The sequence below is a fragment of the Novosphingobium sp. YAF33 genome, from assembly GCF_052113265.1.
Lineage (GTDB): Bacteria > Pseudomonadota > Alphaproteobacteria > Sphingomonadales > Sphingomonadaceae > Novosphingobium.
The window spans coordinates 222373-240690 of the sequence record NZ_JBFRCW010000004.1 but is presented as its reverse complement, the minus strand read 5'-3'; the positions used below and the strand labels follow the sequence as shown (position 1 = coordinate 240690).

Genomic DNA, 18318 nt, shown 5'->3' with positions numbered 1-18318 from the left:
GCCTATCATGTCGCGTTTTGTGAAGTTCGCCGCGCTCGCCCTGAGCCTTGCCCCCGTGGCGCTCACCTGCCCCGCTCTGGCAGAGGAAGTCGATCAGAACCGGCTTCCGCCTTCGCAGGACCCGGCGCGCGTGGCCAATGGCCTGGTGCAGACGCCGCCGATGGGCTGGAACAGCTGGAACAAGTTCGCTTGCAATATCTCGGAAAAGACGATCCGCGATACGGCGGACGCGATCGTCGCCACCGGCATGAAGGACGCGGGCTACAACTACCTCGTGATCGACGACTGTTGGCATGGCGAGCGTGATGCCAAGGGCTTCATCACCGCCAATGCCAAGGCTTTCCCCTCGGGGATCAAGGCCACGGCCGACTACGTCCACGCGAAGGGTCTGAAGTTCGGCATCTATTCGGATGCCGGCACCAAGACCTGCGGCGGCCGCCCCGGCAGCCAAGGCCACGAATATCAGGACGCGATCACTTACGCCTCGTGGGGCGTGGACTACCTGAAGTACGACTGGTGCAGTACCGGCAGCCGCAATGCCGAGGAAGCCTATGCGCTGATGTCCGACGCGCTGCGCTCCACCGGGCGTGACGTGCTGCTCTCGCTCTGCGAATGGGGCACGAACAAGCCGTGGCTCTGGGCCTCGAAGATCGGCAACATGTGGCGCACCACCGGCGACATTACCGACAAGTGGTCCGGCAAGCACGGCTATGCGCTGGGCATGCTCGATATCGTCGATCTCAACGAGCCGCTCTGGCCCTATGCCGCGCCGGGGCACTGGAACGATCCGGACATGCTGGAAGTCGGCAACGGCGGCATGACCACCACCGAATACCGCAGCCACTTCTCGCTCTGGGCCATGATGGCCTCGCCGCTGATCGCCGGCAACGACGTGGCAAACATGACCTCGGAGACGAAGGCGATCCTGCTTAACAGGGATGTCATCGCCGTCGATCAGGACAAGCTGGGCCGCCAGGGCCGCCGCATCGCCAGGGATGGGAACGGCGAAGTCTGGGTCCGCACCCTGGCAGGCGGCAAGCGCGCCGCGCTGCTGTTCAATCGCGGCGAGGCGCCTGTAAAGCTGACGGTGAACTGGGCGCAGCTGGACTATCCGGCCGACCAGTCGCTCAAGCTGCGCGACCTCTGGGCCCACAGGGAGCTGGGCGCGATGAAGGGCAGCTATTCCGCCACGGTCGCCCCCCACGATGTGGTGATGGTCACCTTGACGCCGTGATCGGCCGGCGCCTGCTCAATAAGTGACCGTGATCGTCACGGTATCGGTATAGGCCCCCGCGCGCACATATTGATGCGCGGGGATGCGCCCGTAAGCCGTGACCGTAGCGGCATACGTCAGCAGCCCATTGAACGGGAGGCTCACGCCGGTGGTGCCGCCCGAACCGTCACCCCAGAGCGTGGTGTAGTTGGAGTCCGAATAGATGTTGTAGGTCAGCCTGTCCGCACCCTGGATCAACCTGCGGTTCGGAACGCTGTTCGATCCTCCGGGGCTCAGCGCGATATCGATCGTCCCCAGCAACGCCGCCACGCCGGTGCAGTTGATCGAGACCGTCGCGTTGGAATCGCGCGGACTGTTCGATGTCGGATCGTAAGGACCGAAAGCAAGTCCCGGTGTCGATGCCGAACACGAGCAGAGCACGCACAAGGCACGAGCCGAGCCTTCCGGTGCCATGACGGCAAAAAATGCGAATATCATCATAAACTTGCGCGTCATTTATGCGACTCCGTCGAATACGATCGGCAGATGACCTGCGTCGCCCTTGCCAGGGGATCCTGCACCATCGCTGCGGGAAGCACTGCACGGCAGGCGGTCACGCCGCTGCGCTGCACCACCAGCGGGGCGCCAGGCTCGAAATCGTTCAGGAACACTTCGCCGTCATAGCCCGTAACGGTCGGCTCCTCCCCCGATCCCAAGCTCACTACCAAGCCCGGTGGCAGGGTCGAGCCGTTCTCGTCCACGAGCCGCAGCCGCGCGGGATGAACCTCGCGGGCACCGAACACGACGCGGGCAGCCTGACGCCACCCCGGCGCCACCACTTGTTCCACCCCGCCCAGTTCGCCGGTGATCGGCAAGGCTTCCGGGTCGACCGAGATCCGGTTGGCGACATAAGGCTGGAGACCGGTGACGATCGCCGGCCGGCCGCCGCCCGCTCTTGCGGCCACCGGCTGGTTCTCCAGGAAGACCGGAATGCGCTCGCCTCCCGGCACCTCGACGATCGCCAGTCCATCGTCGACGCTGGGCGTCGCCATCAGCAGGCCGCCGCCGGTCGCCACCAGCGCGCCGCGCGCTTCCACGCGCGTCATGACGGCGCCGCTGCGCCGCGTCGCCGCCATGTCTAATTGTCCGGCTGACGAACGCAGGGTCGCCGCGCCCTCGAACCATGCCCCGCTTCCCGTTTCGCGCCCGACAGCCGCTCGATAGCCCAGCCCTGTCCCCGCCGGAGCGACTTTCTCGAACGTGGCGGCCATGCGGTCTTTGTTGGCGAAGAACCCGGCATGTCGGCGTCCCCCGAGCGGCAGGGTAAGGCTGCCGAAAACAGACATGTCGGTTCCGTCTCCGCGATCGAAACGCTGCGCGCCGATGGAGAGGAACGCGCGCCCGAGATTGACCGAATAACCGGCCGAGGCGATCGAGCGCCGGTCTTTCCCTTGCTCACTACGCAGATAGCTTGCGTTGATCCCTCCGAACCGGCCCATCACGATGCTGCCGGATATGGCCAGTTCGCGTGTCGCCGCTCGACCCCGGCGCAGATCACCTACCTGGCGAAAACCGGCCCCCGCCCCGCGGTAGCTCGCTGTTACCGAGTAACCCGGTGCAAGCCTTTGAAACTGCACCTGATAGAGCCCACCCCACCCTGCCTCGCCTTGCGATCCCGCCGCATCCAAACGCAGTTCGCCGAGAGGCTGAATCACCCAGGTCAGGCCCGCCCCGGCCATGCGCGTGGCAGCATCGGCTTCGGCGCGCCCTTCCAGCGTCACCACCATTGACAGTCCGCGCCGGTAAGACGCCGCCACGAAGGGCGCGCCGTAGGAAAGGCTGCTCCAGCCGTAGTCCTGTCGGAGGGCGCCGGCCTCCAGCGAGAACTCGGATATGTCGGGACGTAGGAGCGCGGTGCTCGAATAGAAGCTGCGGGTAACGGTGCGCTCGGTTCCAGCGAGATCGCGCACGATCATGGTCACCTCGCCCGCCCCGGTGAAGCGCGGCCGATAATCGAAGGCGAAGCGGCCCGGCTCGACGGACAGGGACTGGCGTGACGAGCGCGACGCCAGTTCGACGGTCGAGGGCAGCAGCGCACTGCCCGCCAGCGACGGAACCGGATAAGTGATCAGCGAAGGGTCCAGCGAGAAGTCCGTGCCGAACCGGATGCCGCCGAAGCGGGCGGGCTGGCTCCAGGGCGAAGCGCGGGTGTACGTATCGCCCACGGCGAGGCGCAAGTTTCGCTCGGGGAAATCCCGGACGAAAGCCGTATCGAGGCGAACCACGCGCGTACGCTGGCTGTCGATCAGTGCGCTGCTGCCGATCACTCCCCAGGCGCCGGAAACACCGGCATCGAGAACGGCGGATGCCTGGGTATGGCCGCGCTGGTCCGAGAAGTTGAGGTCGTAGTCGATGAACGCCACGGGAACCGCCGCGGCCACCGGCACGCCTCGTTCCTTCGCGGCAACATGCCTGCGCGGCAAATGGCGAGGATCGACGTCGAGAAGCAGCGCGGTGCCCTGCGGATCCAGCCTTGCCGACAGTCCGGCTTCCCCATCGACATCGAGATAGCGCTCACCCTCGATCAGGAGATCCGCGTCGAAGACCGTTACGATTCCGAGATCCCGTAAGTCCTCGATCCGCACGAGCACGCGTCCGGCTTGCAGCACGGCCAGCGCTGGCCGCTGCATGTCACGCCCGTTCAGCACGACGTCGACCGGCAAGGGGCCGGTACTCTCCTGGGCACGAACCGCGGGAACCGCGACGCCAAGCGCGAGGGCCGAGACCACCAGCCCCGGCCAGAGCCGCGAAGGCAGCCGCATGCCGGCTGGCCCTCACTGGCCCGTGCCGGTCGCTTCGGCGAGCCGGGTCGGAATGAGGTTTCCTTCATCCGTCTGCACCCGGAGTTCCGCAATCGAGACGGGGAACGAAGGTGGTAGTGGAAAGGCGAGGCGGCCGCCCGCGAGGATGTACCCGCCGCGGTCGAGACGGACTGTCTCGCCCGAAGTCGCCGTCATGGAGATGGACAGCACCCTGACGTGACGCTGGCCGCGATTGACGATCACGGCCGCTATCCCGCCACCGGGATCGTGCCGGAAAGTCCAGTCCAGCGCGGGTTCGGCGCCGCGCGGCGCCCGGAAAATCGGCACGCTGATGCGAAGAAGGGTGCGAATTTCACCCGGCCCGACGGGCGTGTCAGGCGTGGCGAGTTCGTCGAACAACAGGCGCCACGTCTGCTCCGCCGGCCCTTCGGCCGCGGGCAGACTGCACCGGATCAGGCGGGTTTCCTGTCCCGCCAGCGTGACGATCGTGGGATTGATCGAAAACCCGGCCACGGGTTCTAGCAGGTCTTCGCCCTGCTCGCCGCGAGACCAGCGAAAGCCGCGCACTTGCACGCTGACGGGAAGGTCACCGTCGTTGGCCAGGGTCAGGGCGCAGAACCGCTTGTCCGGCTGCAACTCGATCCGGATCGGCGTTACCCGCAAGGCGCTGGCGACCGCGGATGAGCCCGGCACGAACAGTCCTGCCGCGAGGGCGAGCGCAGCCAGCAATCGCCGCAAGAGACGCCAGTACCGGGACGGGGCGGGGTTCATCGTCAATAATTGACCGTGACGGTAACGCTGTCGGTATAGGCCCCCGCCGGGACGTTCTGGGAGGCGCCGACACGGCCATAGACGGTGAGAATGCTCGGCACCGCGGTGGCCGTGGTGGCAGTCGGCGTGTCGCCGCCAGGGGTGTTGCCCCAGTTGGTCGAATGGCTGACGTCGCTATAGAGGGCGTAGTTCAGGCGGCTGGCGCCATTGACCATCTGGCGCGTCGTGACCGTGGCGCCGCTGGTCGATCCGCCATTCAGCCCCACCGTGAAGGACGTGCCGCTGGTGCAGGTTACCGTGATCGTGCTGGTGCCGTCCTTGGCCGAACCCGAGGTGGGGTCATAGGCCCCGAAGGCCAGCGGGGTGACGGCGACGATGCAGGCGGACTGCACCGTGGCCGTCACGGCCATGGGGGCCGTGGCCGTCGCCGCGAAGGCATTGGTCGAAATCGAGGAAGCGAGCACGGCCGCGAATGCTGCCGCAGCGGCGCCGGCTCCTCGGCGAAGTGAGATGCGGTCCTTGTTCATGAGGACGCATCTATTGGAAAGCCCTTGAGAATCGGTGGGGCCGGCATTTCGGCTTTTGCGGAGTTCCCGGTAGGACTTGCTTCAGATCGAAGGCGCGCGGCTCACGATCCGGCGGGCGCTGTCGCCCCCTTGAGTGTGCTTGCCCCGGGCTTCGATGCGCCGCCGGAATCCTCGCCTTCTCCGTCTTCGCCATCGTCATCGAGACCGGCACTGCTTTCGGGGCCCTTCCAGCTGGGGTCCTTGTCCAGCCGCGCGATCATTTCCGTGGCGCGCTGGGCCATGCCGCCGCCGTGCGGATTGAAGGCCACCGGAGCCAGAATGATCTTGGCATCATCAACGCGCCCCAAGCGGATCAGCGCCCAGCCCAGGTTCATGCGCAGGCCGAAATCGAAGGGCGCCAGCTCCACGGCATGGATCAACCCGTCGATGGCCAATTTCGGGGGCTGCTCCCCCTGCTCCACGAAGCTGCGATAATAATAGATCAGCGGCAAGGGATGATCGTTCTCCAGCCTGTTGAGCGCCACGAACGGCGCCCGGGCACGGCGATAGGCAAGCGCCTTGTCTCCATCCGTTTCCTGGGCCTCGCGGAACAGCGCATAGCCTTTCTGGATGTAGGCATTCGTTTGCGACGGATCGACCGCCAGGGCCGCATCGGCCGCGGCAATCGTTTCCTTGTCGTTCCCCGCGTCATATTCGGCTTCGGCAAGTTCACCCAGCACGGCGACGTCGCGCGGATATTGGGCGGCGATGGCCCGGGCCTCGGCGACCACGCTCTTGGCGCTGTCCTCGTCCACGCCGCGCTTGGACCGGATCCGCACCGGCATGATGGCGGCTTCGCCCGCAGTCAGCCTGCGTACGGTGATCGGGCCGACGATGAGCCTGTCCCCTGCTATCGGCAGAGCGCTCATCTTCGGGCGCATGAGGTAGCGCTCGACATCCTTCTCAAGCTTTTCGAAATCGCCGAAGGCCTCGGCGGCGGATTCGCGCTGCCCCTTCCCCTGATCGAGCAGTTGAAGATAGCGCGAGAACTGGCCTTGGCGCGACGGGTCGAAGGTCAGGTAATGATAGAGCAGCCAGCTCTTGCCGTAGAATGCGTCATAGTTGCGATGAGTGCGCTTGTCGTAAGCGGTCGGATCCAGAAGATCGGCCACCTTGACGTCGGGCGCGTAGAACAGTTCCCCGGCACGGTGAAGCGCCGGGCGGCCCACCACCATGCTGCCGTCCGACGAAAAGCTGCTGGAAGAAAAGAACTCCGCCGCGCCCTCCGTAAACCACTTCGGCCGCTGCATYGCCGTGGCCGAGATCATGAAGTGATGGGCATATTCGTGAAGCAGTGTGGCCATCGACCCGTCAGTGGTGCTTTTCGCGGCATCGACCCGGGGTATGATCGCCAGCGATCCACCGGGGCGCGGAAGATAGAAACCGCCGATGTACTTGCTGTTGGCGCCGTAGATCTTCCTGACCGCCTGCTCGCTGCCCACGACATAGACCGTGACCCGGTTCGATGGACTGGGCGGCGGCGCCTTGACGTGGAACAGCAGCGCCATCGCGGCGTGGTAGCGTTCGAGCTGGTCGGAAAACTTGCGCAAGTCGCGCTCGTTGTCCTCGGCATAAATGACGAAATGGTCGCTGGATGCTTCCAGCCATTCCGCGCGCGCCGCGCCCGGAAACAGGAACAGGGCCAGCAGACAGGCCATGATCATCGATCGCATTACTTGAATCACCCCCCGGCAATATCCGGGGGTTATTTACCGACCCGTCAAAGGCATGCAAGCGGCGATGGATCCGGTTTGAACAGCATCGGCTGCGCGGCGCCGGCTCAACTGCCGAGCGCGACCTGGCCGAGATCGTCTGCTGTGGGCTCAGGTTCGTCCAGCAGGCGAATGGCGACCTGGTCCCGACCCTGTCGCTTCGCTTCGTAGAGTGCCTCGTCCGCCAGGCGATAGAGCGAGCGAAAATCGCCGCCCGTCGAGGCTTCCGCGATGCCGATGCTGACCGTGACCTTGCGTTGACCGATGAGATCGCCGTGCTCGCAAGCGGAGATCTCCTGCCGCAGCGTCTCGGCGAAGCGTATCAGCGCGAAACCCTCTAGCCCGGCGACCATGACCGCGAATTCCTCGCCGCCAAGGCGGGCGACCGTACAACTGGGGCTTTCGTAAGGCGCGATACGCCGCGCGATCGCTGCGAGCACCACGTCTCCCGCCTCATGGCCGTAGACGTCGTTGATCGACTTGAACCAGTCCACGTCGATCAGCAGCAAGCCTACGACCTGCCCCTGCTCCTGCGAGGTTTCCAGAACGGTGCCGACCCGTTCGATGAAGCCGCGCCGGTTGGGCAGGCCCGTCAGCGCATCCCGGCGCGCCAGTTCCTGGGCCTGGGCTTCCGCGCGGCGCGCCATGTCGCGCTCGATCCGCAGGCGGGCATGGGAGCGCGATGCCGCGATCGAGAGCCAGAGCGTCTGCCAGGCTGCGGCGAAAAGCACGAGGATCTGCGATCCGCCGCCCCAGAACATCCTGTCCGTGTCGACGAATTCAGTGGAGGCGAGCACCAGCATCGGCACCGACCAGGCGCCTGCAAAGCTGCGGGCCTCGGCGCTCCCGCGCCTCCAGGCCTGGCCGATGCAGCAGGCCACCGCAAGCAGGTTGGCCAGGATCAGCACGCCCAGCAGGCTGCCGAGTGTCTCGATCGGCCCGGAGCGCATGAGCGAGAGCGGCAGGCCCAGCGCGGCAACCCCGCCCGTCAGCCAGAGTGCGGCGCGCCGCAACCAGCGGTTGACGCTCTGGCTGTCAAGCGCGGTGACGGCGCTCAGCGTCGCCAGACAGATCGCCAGGCAAGACAGGCCCGTGCAGATCTGTGAGGAAAGCGCGCCGGCCATGCGCGGAAAGAAGAACAGGTGGAGCTGCGACCAGCAGCCGCCCCAAAGGATCATACAGGCCGCCCAGCCCGCCTGCCATGCCGAGAACTGCCGCCGCACCGCCACCGCCAGCGAGGCATTGTAGATCGCCCCCGCCAGGAGCAGCACCAGCGCGGCACCGATCGACGTGGCAAGGCCGGTAGTCTGCGTGCTCTCTTCGCCGCGTGCGACCAGGCGCATCCGCAGAAGCCCGGCGCTCGCCACTTTGTCGAAACGCATGGTCACGCCGACCAGCGGCACGTCGCGGTGCGGCGCGCGAAAGGCGAGCTGACCGCCGGCGCGCCAGTGCGTGCCGAAATCGCCGCTGCGCACATCCTGTCGCTCGATCGCGCCATCGGCATAGGAGAAGTAGACGACCAGTCGGTCGAACCGGGAGCTGTGAATGATCAGCGAAAGATCGTCGCGCTCGTCCGCCCCCGGCGGAAGGAGCGCATGAAGCCAGAGCGTGCCCTTCTGGTACCCCTCGGGCTGACCGTTGCAGGCGAAATTTTCGGGAATGGCATCGCTGCCCGGCACGCCAGGGCTCACCGCATGGCACAGGGGATGGCCGATACGAAGCACTTCGGCCGAAGCCGCGCTTGTCCATCCCATGGCCGCCACGGCGCAAAGGAGGGTCAAGGTACGCATAAAAAAGCGCAAAAAGGGCGAGTCGCAAACCATTGCGCCGCGACCTATGGCACATTTGCGCCTTCAACAAGGTTACCGGATTAACCAGGTTCGGCTAATTGTCAGCCTCGGCCGATGACGCTGGACTGCTGCTTTCCGGCTTCGGAAATGACCTGGACGCTCATCCTCTTTGCGCCATATCGCCAAGGCCGATCCGTCATGCGGCACCGGCTGCGCTTTCGAGCATTTAGCGTCTGTACCGGACGACCGGCCGAACCAAAGCGAGATAGAATGACCCTGAACCAGTGGCTTTCCGTCGCCACCCTATGCGGCATGATGATTCTCTTCATCTGGGGTCGTTTCCGCTACGACGTTACGGCGATCATAGCCCTGATGGCGGCGCTTGCGCTGGGGCTGGTGCCACCGGAAAAGGCGTTTACCGGCTTCGCGGACGATATCGTCATCATCATCGCCTCGGCGCTGGTGCTCTCGGCGGCCGTGCAGCGGACCGGGCTGGTGGAGCGTGCGGTCACGCTCGTCAGCCAATGGGTACACAAGCCGGGCTCGCAGTTGTTCGTGCTGACTTCGGCCGTCGGCGTGGCGTCGGGCCTCATCAAGAACATCGGCGCGCTGGCGATGATGATGCCTGCCGCGTCCCAGCTCGCGCGGCGCAGCAAGACCAACCCTTCGCGGTTCCTGATGCCGATGGCCTTCGCCTCGCTGCTGGGCGGCCTGACGACGATGATCGGCACTTCGCCGAACATCATCGTCAGCCGGGTGCGCGAGGAAATGACCGGCGAACCCTTCCGCATGTTCGACTATCTTCCCACCGGCCTGGGCATGCTGGTGATGGGCCTGCTGTTCCTGCGCTTCGGCTACCGCCTCGTCCCGGCCGACCGCCGCGCCGCCGCGACCATGGGCGAAGCGCTGAACATTTCCGACTACACCACCGAGGCGACCGTCTCGGAGGAATCGAAGGCCATCGGCGAGACCATCGAGGACTTCACTGCCAGTCACGACAACGAAATCGAAGTCACTGCCGTGCTGCGTTCGGGACTGCGCGGCGACGTTCATCCGGCCATGCACATAGTCGAAGGCGACGTACTGATCCTTTCCGGCGATCCAGACGCCCTGGAACGCGCCATCGCCCGCTCGCAGCTCACGCTCGACGACCACGAAGACGACGACGAACATGCCGGCGCCCGAGACGAGATCGGCGTGATCGAAGGCGTCATCATGGCGGAATCCGCCTTCGTGGGCAGCACCGCGGGACGGCTGATGCTCAAGGAGAGGATGGGCCTGCGCCTCGTAGCCATTTCCCGGCGCGGGCAAATCCTGCGCAACAAGCCAGGCAATGTCGTGATCCAGGCCGGCGACGTCATCGTGCTTCAGGGCGTTCTCAGCGAGATGCCCGGCCGCCTGCGCCAGCTCGGCGTCCTGCCGCTGGCGCAGAGGCAGATTCGGCTCGGCATGAATCGCAGCAGTTGGCTGGCCCTTGTCATCCTGGCCACGGCGATGCTCACCACGGCGCTGGGACTAGTGCCCGTGGCCGTGGCGTTCTTCGCCGCAGCGGGCGCCGTGATCATCACCGGGGCACTGCCCGTGAACGATGCCTACGAGGCCGTCGAATGGCCGATCCTCATCATGCTGGGGGCGCTGATCCCGGTCAGCGAAACGCTGCAGACCACCGGCGCCTCGAACATTCTGGCCACCGAACTCTCGCACCTGGCACGGGATATGCCGCCCTGGGGCGCCGTGGCGATGGTGCTCGCCGCCTCGATGGCGGTGACGCCCTTCCTCAACAATGCCGCGACGGTCCTGGTCGTGGCGCCCATCGCGGCCGTCTTCGCCAAGGACCTCGGCTACCGGCCCGACGCTTTCCTGATGGCCACGGCGATCGGCGCGGGATGCGATTTCCTCACGCCGATCGGCCACCAGTGCAATACGCTGGTAATGGGGCCGGGCGGCTATCGCTTCGGCGACTATGCCCGGCTGGGGGCGCCCCTTTCAGTGCTCGTGCTCCTGCTGGGGACGCCCCTCATCATGTATTGCTGGCCGCTGTGACCGCAGCCACTCTCCTCACGCCGCGAAAGGACGGTCGATCGAGACCTGCGGCCGGGTGAACCACTGCGCGCCGGTTTCGGTGACGTACATGTGGTCTTCCAGGCGCACGCCGAACTTCTGCGGAACGACGATCATCGGCTCGTTCGAGAAGCACATGCCGGGCTCCAGCGGCGTCTTGTCACCGCGCACGAGGTAGGCCGGCTCGTGGATCGAGAGCCCGATGCCGTGGCCGGTGCGGTGCGGCAGGCCCGGCAGGGCGTAATCGGGGCCAAGTCCCGCCTTTTCGAGCACCACGCGGGCGGCATAATCGACCGACTCGCAAGGCTCGCCGGGACGCACGGCGTCGAAGGCGGCCTGCTGCGCCTCCTTTTCGATATCCCAGATGCGGCGGATCTCGTCGGAAACCGCGCCGAACGCGTAAGTGCGGGTGATGTCGGAATGATAGCCCTGGATGGTGCAGCCAGTATCGACCAGCACGAGTTGGCCTTCCTGCAGCTCGCGGTCGCCCGGAAGCCCGTGCGGATAGGCCGTCGCTTCACCGAACTGGACGATGCAGAAGCTGGAGCCGCTGGCGCCCAGCTTGCGGTGCGCCGCATCGATGAAGTGGACCACTTCGCTCTGCCGGATACCGGGGCGCAGGATGCGGGCTGCAGCCTGATGGACCAGCAGCGTCATGTTCTTCGCCTGCTGCATCAGCGCCAGTTCCGCGGCCGACTTGACCATGCGGCACTGCTTTATCACCGGCATGGCGTCGACCGGCCGGGCCGGGCTGCCCTGGCGGATGCGCTCGGCGAAATGGAACGGCAGTTCGGGATCGATCGCCACCGTCTTCGCGCCCAGTTCGGCCAGGACGCCGACCACCAGCGCGACCGGATCCTCGTCTTCCTGCCAGGAGCGGATGTCCACGGGGATCGCCAGATCCGCCTCCAGGGTACCGATCTCGAAATGCGGACAGATCATGATCGGCTGGCGACCGGGCGCCACGATCATGGCCACCAGGCGTTCGGTCTGCCCCCAGGGCAGCCCCGAGAAGTAGCGCAGCGAGGCGCCTGCATTGACGAGCAGAGCATCGGCGCCCAGTCGGTCGGTCAGTTCGCGGGCGCGCTCCATCCGCGCCTCGCGCTCCGGCACGGCGATGGCCGGGGCGCGGTCGGCCCAGGCCGTGAGGCCGGCCAGTTCGATGTCTGCGGTCGATCCGCCAATCATGTCATTCTTCCTTTATGCGAAACGCTGGATGTCGAAGGGCGCGAGCGGCAGTTCCGGCTGCCCGCCTGCGACCATCGCCGCGACCAGCCGCGCCGTGATCGGCGCCAGTGTAAGCCCCAAGTGCTGATGGCCGAAGGCATAGAAGAGATTGGATGCCTTCGTCGAGCGGCCGATGGCGGGAAGATAGTCCGGCAAAGTGGGGCGGCAACCCATCCAGCGACGGAACGGTCCCTCGATCGGCAGGCCCAGTTCCGAAACGTGGCGCTCCAGGCGCTCCCATTTGCGCGGATCGGCCGGGGCGTCGACCTTGCCCAGTTCCACGAAGCTCGCGGCCTGAACCGCGCCGCGATAGCGCGTGACGATCATCGAGCGCTCCTCGAAGACCACGGGCGGCAGATCCGCGGGCCATCGGCTGGCATCGGCGCGGACATGATAACCGCGCTCGGCGATCATCGGCACCTTGTGGCCAAGGTACTCCATCAGTTCGCGTGAGCGCACGCCCGCGCAGACCAGCACTTGATCGGCATCGACCCCGCCGATCTCCACCCTTTGGCCGGCAAGGCGCAGTTCGCCGCGCTGCGCCACGAGAATACCGCCGCGATCGGTGAAGGCCTTGCGCAGGGCCTGCCGCAACTCTCCAAGATCGGCGATCTGGCCGCTACCGGAAAAGCGGATCGCGCCGGCCGCCGGTCGATCGGTCAAGCCGGACAGCAGAGCCAGTTCGGCCTCCGTGGCGGCGTGGACCTCGGCCGAGCCGGTCTCGGACGATTGCCAGGAAGCATGGCCCTCGCGTGCGGCGCGCGCATCGTGCCAGACGACGAAGTGCCCGTCCTGCCGCAGCAGATCGGGTGCACCGATGCGCTCGGCGGTCGCGACCCAGGCCGGCATCGATCCGGCCAGCAGCGGCGCCAGAGCCTCACACCCCTTGCGGAAGTTGGCGGGACGAGCAGCCGAGAGCAATCGCAAGCCGAAAGGCACCCACTGCGTCACAGTCGATGGAGGAAAAGCCAAGGGTCCGCCGCGCAGGAACAGCCGCTGCGGAAGACTGCGCACCATGCTCATGGAGGCCAGCGGCTCCACCTGCTCCACCGCGATATGCCCGGCATTGCCCCAGGAGGCTGACGCGCCGGCGGCGTCGTCATCGACGATCGCAACCTGGCGCCCGGCATCGAGCAATTCGATGCCCGCGCAAAGCCCGACCACCCCGCCACCGACAATTCCAATCGACGCCACAAAAACTCCGTTGCATAAGTCAGACTATATCGTATACCATATATCAATCACCGCCCGTTCGCACAAGGCTTTGCACCGCGCCATGAACGTCTCGATCCTCCGAAATCTCCGCCCCCCGGTTCGCCGGGGCGGTGTCCGGTCGGGATTAACAAAAGGCAATGGCTCGGCAGAAAAGGTCCGATTGCAGCACCATTGGCGATCATCTACCGTATACGTTAGATCGACGGCGTTTCGCGCCGTCGAGGCCTGTATGGAGATTCACTGGTGACAATCGTCGTCCGCACCCTTGCCGAACGCATTTTCGACGTGATCCGCGAAAGGATCGTCGAAGGAAAGCTCCCCGTCATGGAGCCGGTCCGGCAGGATGCCCTGGCCGCCGAACTCGGCGTCAGCAAGATACCGCTGCGCGAGGCTCTGGCCCGGCTCGAACACGAGGGATTGCTGACCAGCCAGGCCAATCGCGGCTGGTTCGTGCGCCCGATGTCCAGCGACCAGGCGGAGGAGATCTACCTGCTGCGCCTCGCGACCGAACCAGCCGCCGCCGCCTATGCTTGCACCCAGGCCGACGACGAGGACCGCAAGGCCGCGGTCAAGGCTTTCGAAGTGCTCGATGCGGCCGCCAAGGACAATCTCAGCGACGTTGCCGTCCGCAACCGCGAATATCATGTCTCGCTGGTGCGCCCCGGCAAGCGCCTGCTGACCACGCAGCTCGTCGAACGCCTCGAAGTGCTCGCGGAGCGCTACGTCATCGCGCACCTCGAACCGGCCGGGCGCGGCGACCGCGCGCATATGGAACACCGTGACCTGCTCGACGCCTGGCTCGCCGCGGATGCGGAGCAGGTGAAGACACTGCTCACCCAGCACATCGCCAGCACGCTCGACGACTTGCGCGCTCATTTTACCGCCAGCCAGACAGGCTGAGACCATAACCAGGGGGATCCATGCTCGGACCGCGTAAATCGATAGAAAAACTCTCACAACGCGAATCCGGGCATTCCCTGGCCAAGACCCTGAGCTGGCCTCACCTGATTGCACTCGGCGTCGGCGCGATCGTCGGCACCGGGATCTACACCCTCACCGGCGTCGGCGCCGAGCGTGCCGGCCCGGCCGTGATCCTGGCCTTCGCGATCGCCGGGGCCGTCTGCGCCTGCGCGGCACTGGCCTATGCCGAAATGGCGACGATGATCCCCGCCGCCGGCAGCGCCTATACGTTTTCCTATGCCGCCATGGGTGAGACGATTGCCTGGATCGTGGGCTGGAGCCTCATCCTCGAATATTCGCTGGCCTGCTCCACGGTGGCGGTCGGCTGGTCCGGCTATCTGGTCGGCTGGATAGAGTCGGCGGGCATTCACCTGCCCCACGCGCTGCTGGTCGGCCCGCATGGCGGCGGTATCGTCAACATGCCTGCGGTACTGGTAGCCCTGGCGGTGATGGGCATGCTGATTGCCGGCACGCGGGAAAGCGCGACGCTCAACATCGTCCTGGTCATCATCAAGCTCGTGGCGCTGACAATCTTCGTCGTCATGGCCCTGCCGGCCTTCCACGGCGGCAATCTGGAGCCCTTCATGCCTTACGGCTTCGGCAGCACCGAAGTGGAAGGCCAGAAGCGCGGGGTGATGGCGGCCGCCGCCATCGTCTTCTTCGCCTTCTACGGCTTCGACGCGGTCGCCACTTCGGCCGAGGAAGCGAAGAACCCGGGGCGCGACCTGACCATCGGCATCGTCGGCTCGATGGTGGTCTGCACCTTCATCTACATGGCCGTCGCCATCACCGCCATCGGCGCCCTTCCCTTCCAGCAGCTCGCCAATTCTCCCGAGCCGCTGGCTCTCGTCCTGCGCCAGCTCGGCCAGCCCGTCGCCGCGCACCTGATCGCGCTGGCCGCCGTGCTCGCCCTGCCCTCGGTGATCCTCGTCATGATGTATGGCCAGAGCCGCGTGTTCTTCGTCATGGCCCGCGACGGCCTGCTGCCCCGCAGCCTCGCGAAGATCAGCCCGCGCACCGGCGCGCCGACCCGCATCACGCTGATGACCGGCATTTCGATCGCCATCGTCGCCGGCATCTTCCGGCTCGACGAGATCGCGGAGCTGGCCAATGCCGGCACGCTGATCGCCTTCATCTCGGTCGGTGCCTGCCTGATGATCCTGCGGCGTCGTTCGCCTGAACTGACCCGCCTGTTCCGCTGCCCGCAGCCCTATCTTATCGGCACCCTGACGATCCTGGGCTGCGCCTACCTGCTGTTCAGCCTGCCCGAAAGCACCCTCGTTCGCTTCGGTGCCTGGAACGTGATCGGCCTGCTGGTCTACTTCCTCTACGGTCGTCGCCGCAGCGAGGCAGGCCGGGAAGCCGCCGCGACCGTCTGACGCGGCAAACCTCGAATCCTTCTCAACAGTTCCCTGCAAGTCTCCAGGAGATCGCGATGAAACGCGCCCTTTTCATGGCCGCTGCCCTTCTCGGCACCAGCCTTTCCCTTGCCTCGCCTGCCCTGGCGAAAACCGCCTATGACGGGATCTGGGTGTTCGACGATACCCCGCCCACACCCGGCGTGACGATGATGGAAGTCACCTCCCGGGGCGGCAGGATCGAGGGCAAAGTCACCACCAAGTGGTACGGCCCGGTCGAGATGATCAACCCGCGCATCGAGAACGGCGAGCTGAAGTTCGAGGCCCGAAACCTCAACGACAAGGAACACCTCACCCGCCCCTGGAGCGTCGCGCTGGAGGACGGCCAGGCACACCTCAAGGGGCGGATCTGGGAAACCGACGTCGACAGCAAGGGCCGTCGCGGCAAGGCTGCCGAGGCGAAAGCCCGCGCCTTCCAGTTCGCAGCACTGCCACCGCTCGGCGCCCCGATCCCCAGCCCGCTCGCCGCCACCCCGCCGATGGGCTGGAGCAGTTGGAACAAGTTCGCCGAACATATCGACGACAAGACCGTGCGCGCCATGGCCGATGCCATGGTTTCATCGGGCCTTCGCGATGCCGGTTACCTCTACGTCAACATCGATGACGGCTGGCAAGGTAAGCGCGACGCCAATGGCGTACTCCAGCCCAACGCCAAGTTCCCGGACATGAAGGCCCTGACCAACTACGTCCATTCCAAGGGCCTGAAGATCGGCATCTACTCTTCACAGGGCCCCCGCACATGCGCTGGCTTCGAAGGCAGCTACGGCCACGTCAAGACCGACGCCCGGACCTTCGCCGACTGGGGCTTCGATTACCTGAAGTACGACTTGTGCTCCGGCGAATGGTTCTATGACGACGCGGACACCGTGAAGCGCAGCTACTATGAGATGGGCGCGGCGCTCCAGGCCACGGGCCGCGAGTTCATTTTCTCGCTCTGCGAATATGGCCGCTTCGACGTGGGCAGCTGGGGCCGCGATGTTGGCGGACAGCTCTGGCGCACGACGGGCGACATTACCGACGACTATCCGACGATGGCGAAGATCGGGTTCGACAAGAACGGCAAGCCCGAATGGGCCGGTCCGCATGGCTGGAACGATCCGGACATGCTGGAAGTCGGCAATGGCGGGATGTCGGCGGACGAATATCGCACTCACATGACACTCTGGGCCATGTCCGCCGCGCCGCTGATGATGGGCCATGACTTGCGCGAAACCGATGCCGCCACGCTGGCGATGCTTACCAATCGCCGCGTCATCGCAGTGGACCAGGATGCCAAGGGCGTACAGGGCAAGGCCGTGCGCAAAGTGGGCTCCATGGAAGTATGGGCCAAGCCGCTGGCCAATGGTCAGGTCGCCCTGGCCCTGTTCAACCGCGGCGATACCGCCGCTTCGCTGGCCCTTACCCCGGCCGATGCCGCTCTTGCCACCGTTTCTCAAGTCGAGGATCTTTGGACCGGCGCAAAATCGTCCAGGCTGCCCTCCAGCTACACGGTTCCAGCCCGCGGCGCCGTTATGCTGAATTTGAAACAATGACTTTAAATCAGCTGGTTCAGGTTGGTTTATAACTGACTTTCTAAATCGACATGCCGACCCGCGCAGGAGCAAGTCCTCCTTGCGTGGGTCGGCAAGTGACGTTCATCCGAGGTCGCAGCAGCGATCCTTATCATACCAGCAGTCTTTGTTATTGCGAGGCATTCGCACTTGCAGTAATGGCTCGGCCATGAGGGGGCCGGGATTCGATATTCGCATCGCCGCGCATGCCCCCTCTTCATGAGGGAAACGAGCGAGTTGGGCGGCCAGGGCGAAATTCTCGAAGTGCTGGACAAGGTGGACCCGGCGTCCTCCGACGGTCTCGGCAAAGCATCTTCGCCCGCATCACACGCATCTTCCGGTCGCTCGACGAAACCTGCCCGGCAGAGCGCTTCCAACAAGAAGAAAAACAAGAAGGCGCGCGCCTTCTGGCTCAAACAGCTGCATACGTGGCATTGGGTAAGCGCGGCCGTCTCGCTGGCCGGCATGTTCCTTTTCGCGATCACCGGCATCACGCTCAACCACGCCGCCTCGATCGGCGCCGAACCGCAAGTCGTGCAAAGCCAGGGCAAGATCGCCCCTTCACTCCTGCGCCGCCTGCCGGCCCCGGGCGACGGGAACTTGGCACTCCCCCCTGAGGTGGCGAAAGCCGTGGCGGCAGCCGTTCCTCTCGATCCCTCGGGCTTTGCGGCGGACTGGTCGGCTGAAGACGAGGTCTATGTCGCCATGCCCGGCCCGGGCCGCGATGCCTGGGTCAGCATCGACCGTTCGAACGGCGCCGTTTCCGCCGAAGTGACGCGGCGCGGCGCGATTTCCTATCTGAATGACCTCCACAAGGGCCGCAACACCGGCTCCGTGTGGTTCTGGTTCATCGATCTCTTCGCGGCGGCCTGCGTGATCTTCACGGTGACGGGCCTCTTCCTGCTCCAGCTTCACGCCAGGCATCGGCCCTCGACCTGGCCGCTAGTGGGGCTGAGCCTGCTGATCCCGCTCGCGATCGCCCTGATATTCATCCACTGAGACAAGAAGGCACC

General features: G+C 65.5%; 14 protein-coding genes. 6 read left to right on the top strand and 8 right to left on the bottom strand.

The genetic code is table 11. The features are described from left to right. The first annotated feature begins 7 nt into the window (after positions 1-7). Positions 8-1234, top strand: coding sequence for a glycoside hydrolase family 27 protein (locus AB4Z00_RS10420; RefSeq protein WP_442045868.1), 1227 nt, complete (start codon positions 8-10; stop codon positions 1232-1234). Between the two features lie 15 nt (positions 1235-1249). Here AB4Z00_RS10420 and AB4Z00_RS10415 read toward each other — a convergent pair whose 3' ends face one another. The 6 genes from AB4Z00_RS10415 to AB4Z00_RS10390 form a co-directional block, all read right to left on the bottom strand. Then, complete coding sequence (locus AB4Z00_RS10415) at positions 1250-1729, bottom strand: spore coat U domain-containing protein (protein ID WP_314466530.1); 480 nt, start codon at positions 1727-1729, stop codon at positions 1250-1252. Then, on the bottom strand, positions 1726-4035 hold the full coding sequence (locus AB4Z00_RS10410) for a fimbria/pilus outer membrane usher protein (protein WP_442045867.1): 2310 nt from the start codon (positions 4033-4035) through the stop codon (positions 1726-1728). The genes AB4Z00_RS10415 and AB4Z00_RS10410 overlap by 4 nt, the downstream gene beginning before the upstream one ends. Before the next feature lie 12 nt (positions 4036-4047). Beyond that, positions 4048-4728, bottom strand: a complete 681-nt coding sequence (locus tag AB4Z00_RS10405) for a fimbrial biogenesis chaperone (protein WP_442045866.1) — start codon at positions 4726-4728, stop codon at positions 4048-4050. A gap of 80 nt (positions 4729-4808) precedes the next feature. Continuing rightward, positions 4809-5333: a Csu type fimbrial protein gene (locus AB4Z00_RS10400; protein ID WP_132265828.1), complete on the bottom strand. Its 525-nt coding sequence runs from the start codon at positions 5331-5333 to the stop codon at positions 4809-4811. A gap of 101 nt (positions 5334-5434) precedes the next feature. After that, entirely contained in the window at positions 5435-7045 is a 1611-nt protein-coding gene (locus tag AB4Z00_RS10395; RefSeq protein WP_442045865.1) for a hypothetical protein, read from the bottom strand. Between the two features lie 107 nt (positions 7046-7152). Then, positions 7153-8874 carry a diguanylate cyclase gene (locus AB4Z00_RS10390; protein ID WP_442045864.1) on the bottom strand — a complete coding sequence of 574 codons (1722 nt, stop codon included), beginning with the start codon at positions 8872-8874 and terminating at the stop codon, positions 7153-7155. Between the two features lie 270 nt (positions 8875-9144). On the opposite strand from AB4Z00_RS10390, the gene AB4Z00_RS10385 reads away from it, so the two are divergent. Next, complete coding sequence (locus AB4Z00_RS10385) at positions 9145-10917, top strand: SLC13 family permease (protein WP_132265832.1); 1773 nt, start codon at positions 9145-9147, stop codon at positions 10915-10917. A gap of 15 nt (positions 10918-10932) precedes the next feature. On the opposite strand, the gene AB4Z00_RS10380 is transcribed toward AB4Z00_RS10385, so the two are convergent. Continuing rightward, on the bottom strand, positions 10933-12123 hold the full coding sequence (locus AB4Z00_RS10380) for a M24 family metallopeptidase (RefSeq protein ID WP_442045863.1): 1191 nt from the start codon (positions 12121-12123) through the stop codon (positions 10933-10935). A gap of 12 nt (positions 12124-12135) precedes the next feature. Further along, complete coding sequence (locus AB4Z00_RS10375) at positions 12136-13356, bottom strand: NAD(P)/FAD-dependent oxidoreductase (RefSeq protein WP_442045862.1); 1221 nt, start codon at positions 13354-13356, stop codon at positions 12136-12138. A 264-nt stretch (positions 13357-13620) separates the two neighbouring features. Here AB4Z00_RS10375 and AB4Z00_RS10370 point away from each other — a divergent pair, with 264 nt between their 5' ends. The 4 genes from AB4Z00_RS10370 (at position 13621) to AB4Z00_RS10355 (ending at position 18304) form a co-directional block, all read left to right on the top strand. Next, positions 13621-14277, top strand: coding sequence for a GntR family transcriptional regulator (locus tag AB4Z00_RS10370; protein WP_132265838.1), 657 nt, complete (start codon positions 13621-13623; stop codon positions 14275-14277). A gap of 20 nt (positions 14278-14297) precedes the next feature. After that, positions 14298-15716, top strand: a complete 1419-nt coding sequence (locus tag AB4Z00_RS10365; protein ID WP_134095591.1) for an amino acid permease — start codon at positions 14298-14300, stop codon at positions 15714-15716. A 56-nt stretch (positions 15717-15772) separates the two neighbouring features. Then, positions 15773-17287 carry a glycoside hydrolase family 27 protein gene (locus tag AB4Z00_RS10360; protein WP_442045861.1) on the top strand — a complete coding sequence of 505 codons (1515 nt, stop codon included), beginning with the start codon at positions 15773-15775 and terminating at the stop codon, positions 17285-17287. 237 nt (positions 17288-17524) lie between these two features. Then, positions 17525-18304 (top strand): PepSY-associated TM helix domain-containing protein, encoded by a 780-nt coding sequence (locus tag AB4Z00_RS10355; protein WP_442045860.1) that lies wholly within the window; start codon positions 17525-17527, stop codon positions 18302-18304. Positions 18305-18318: the final 14 nt, after the last annotated feature.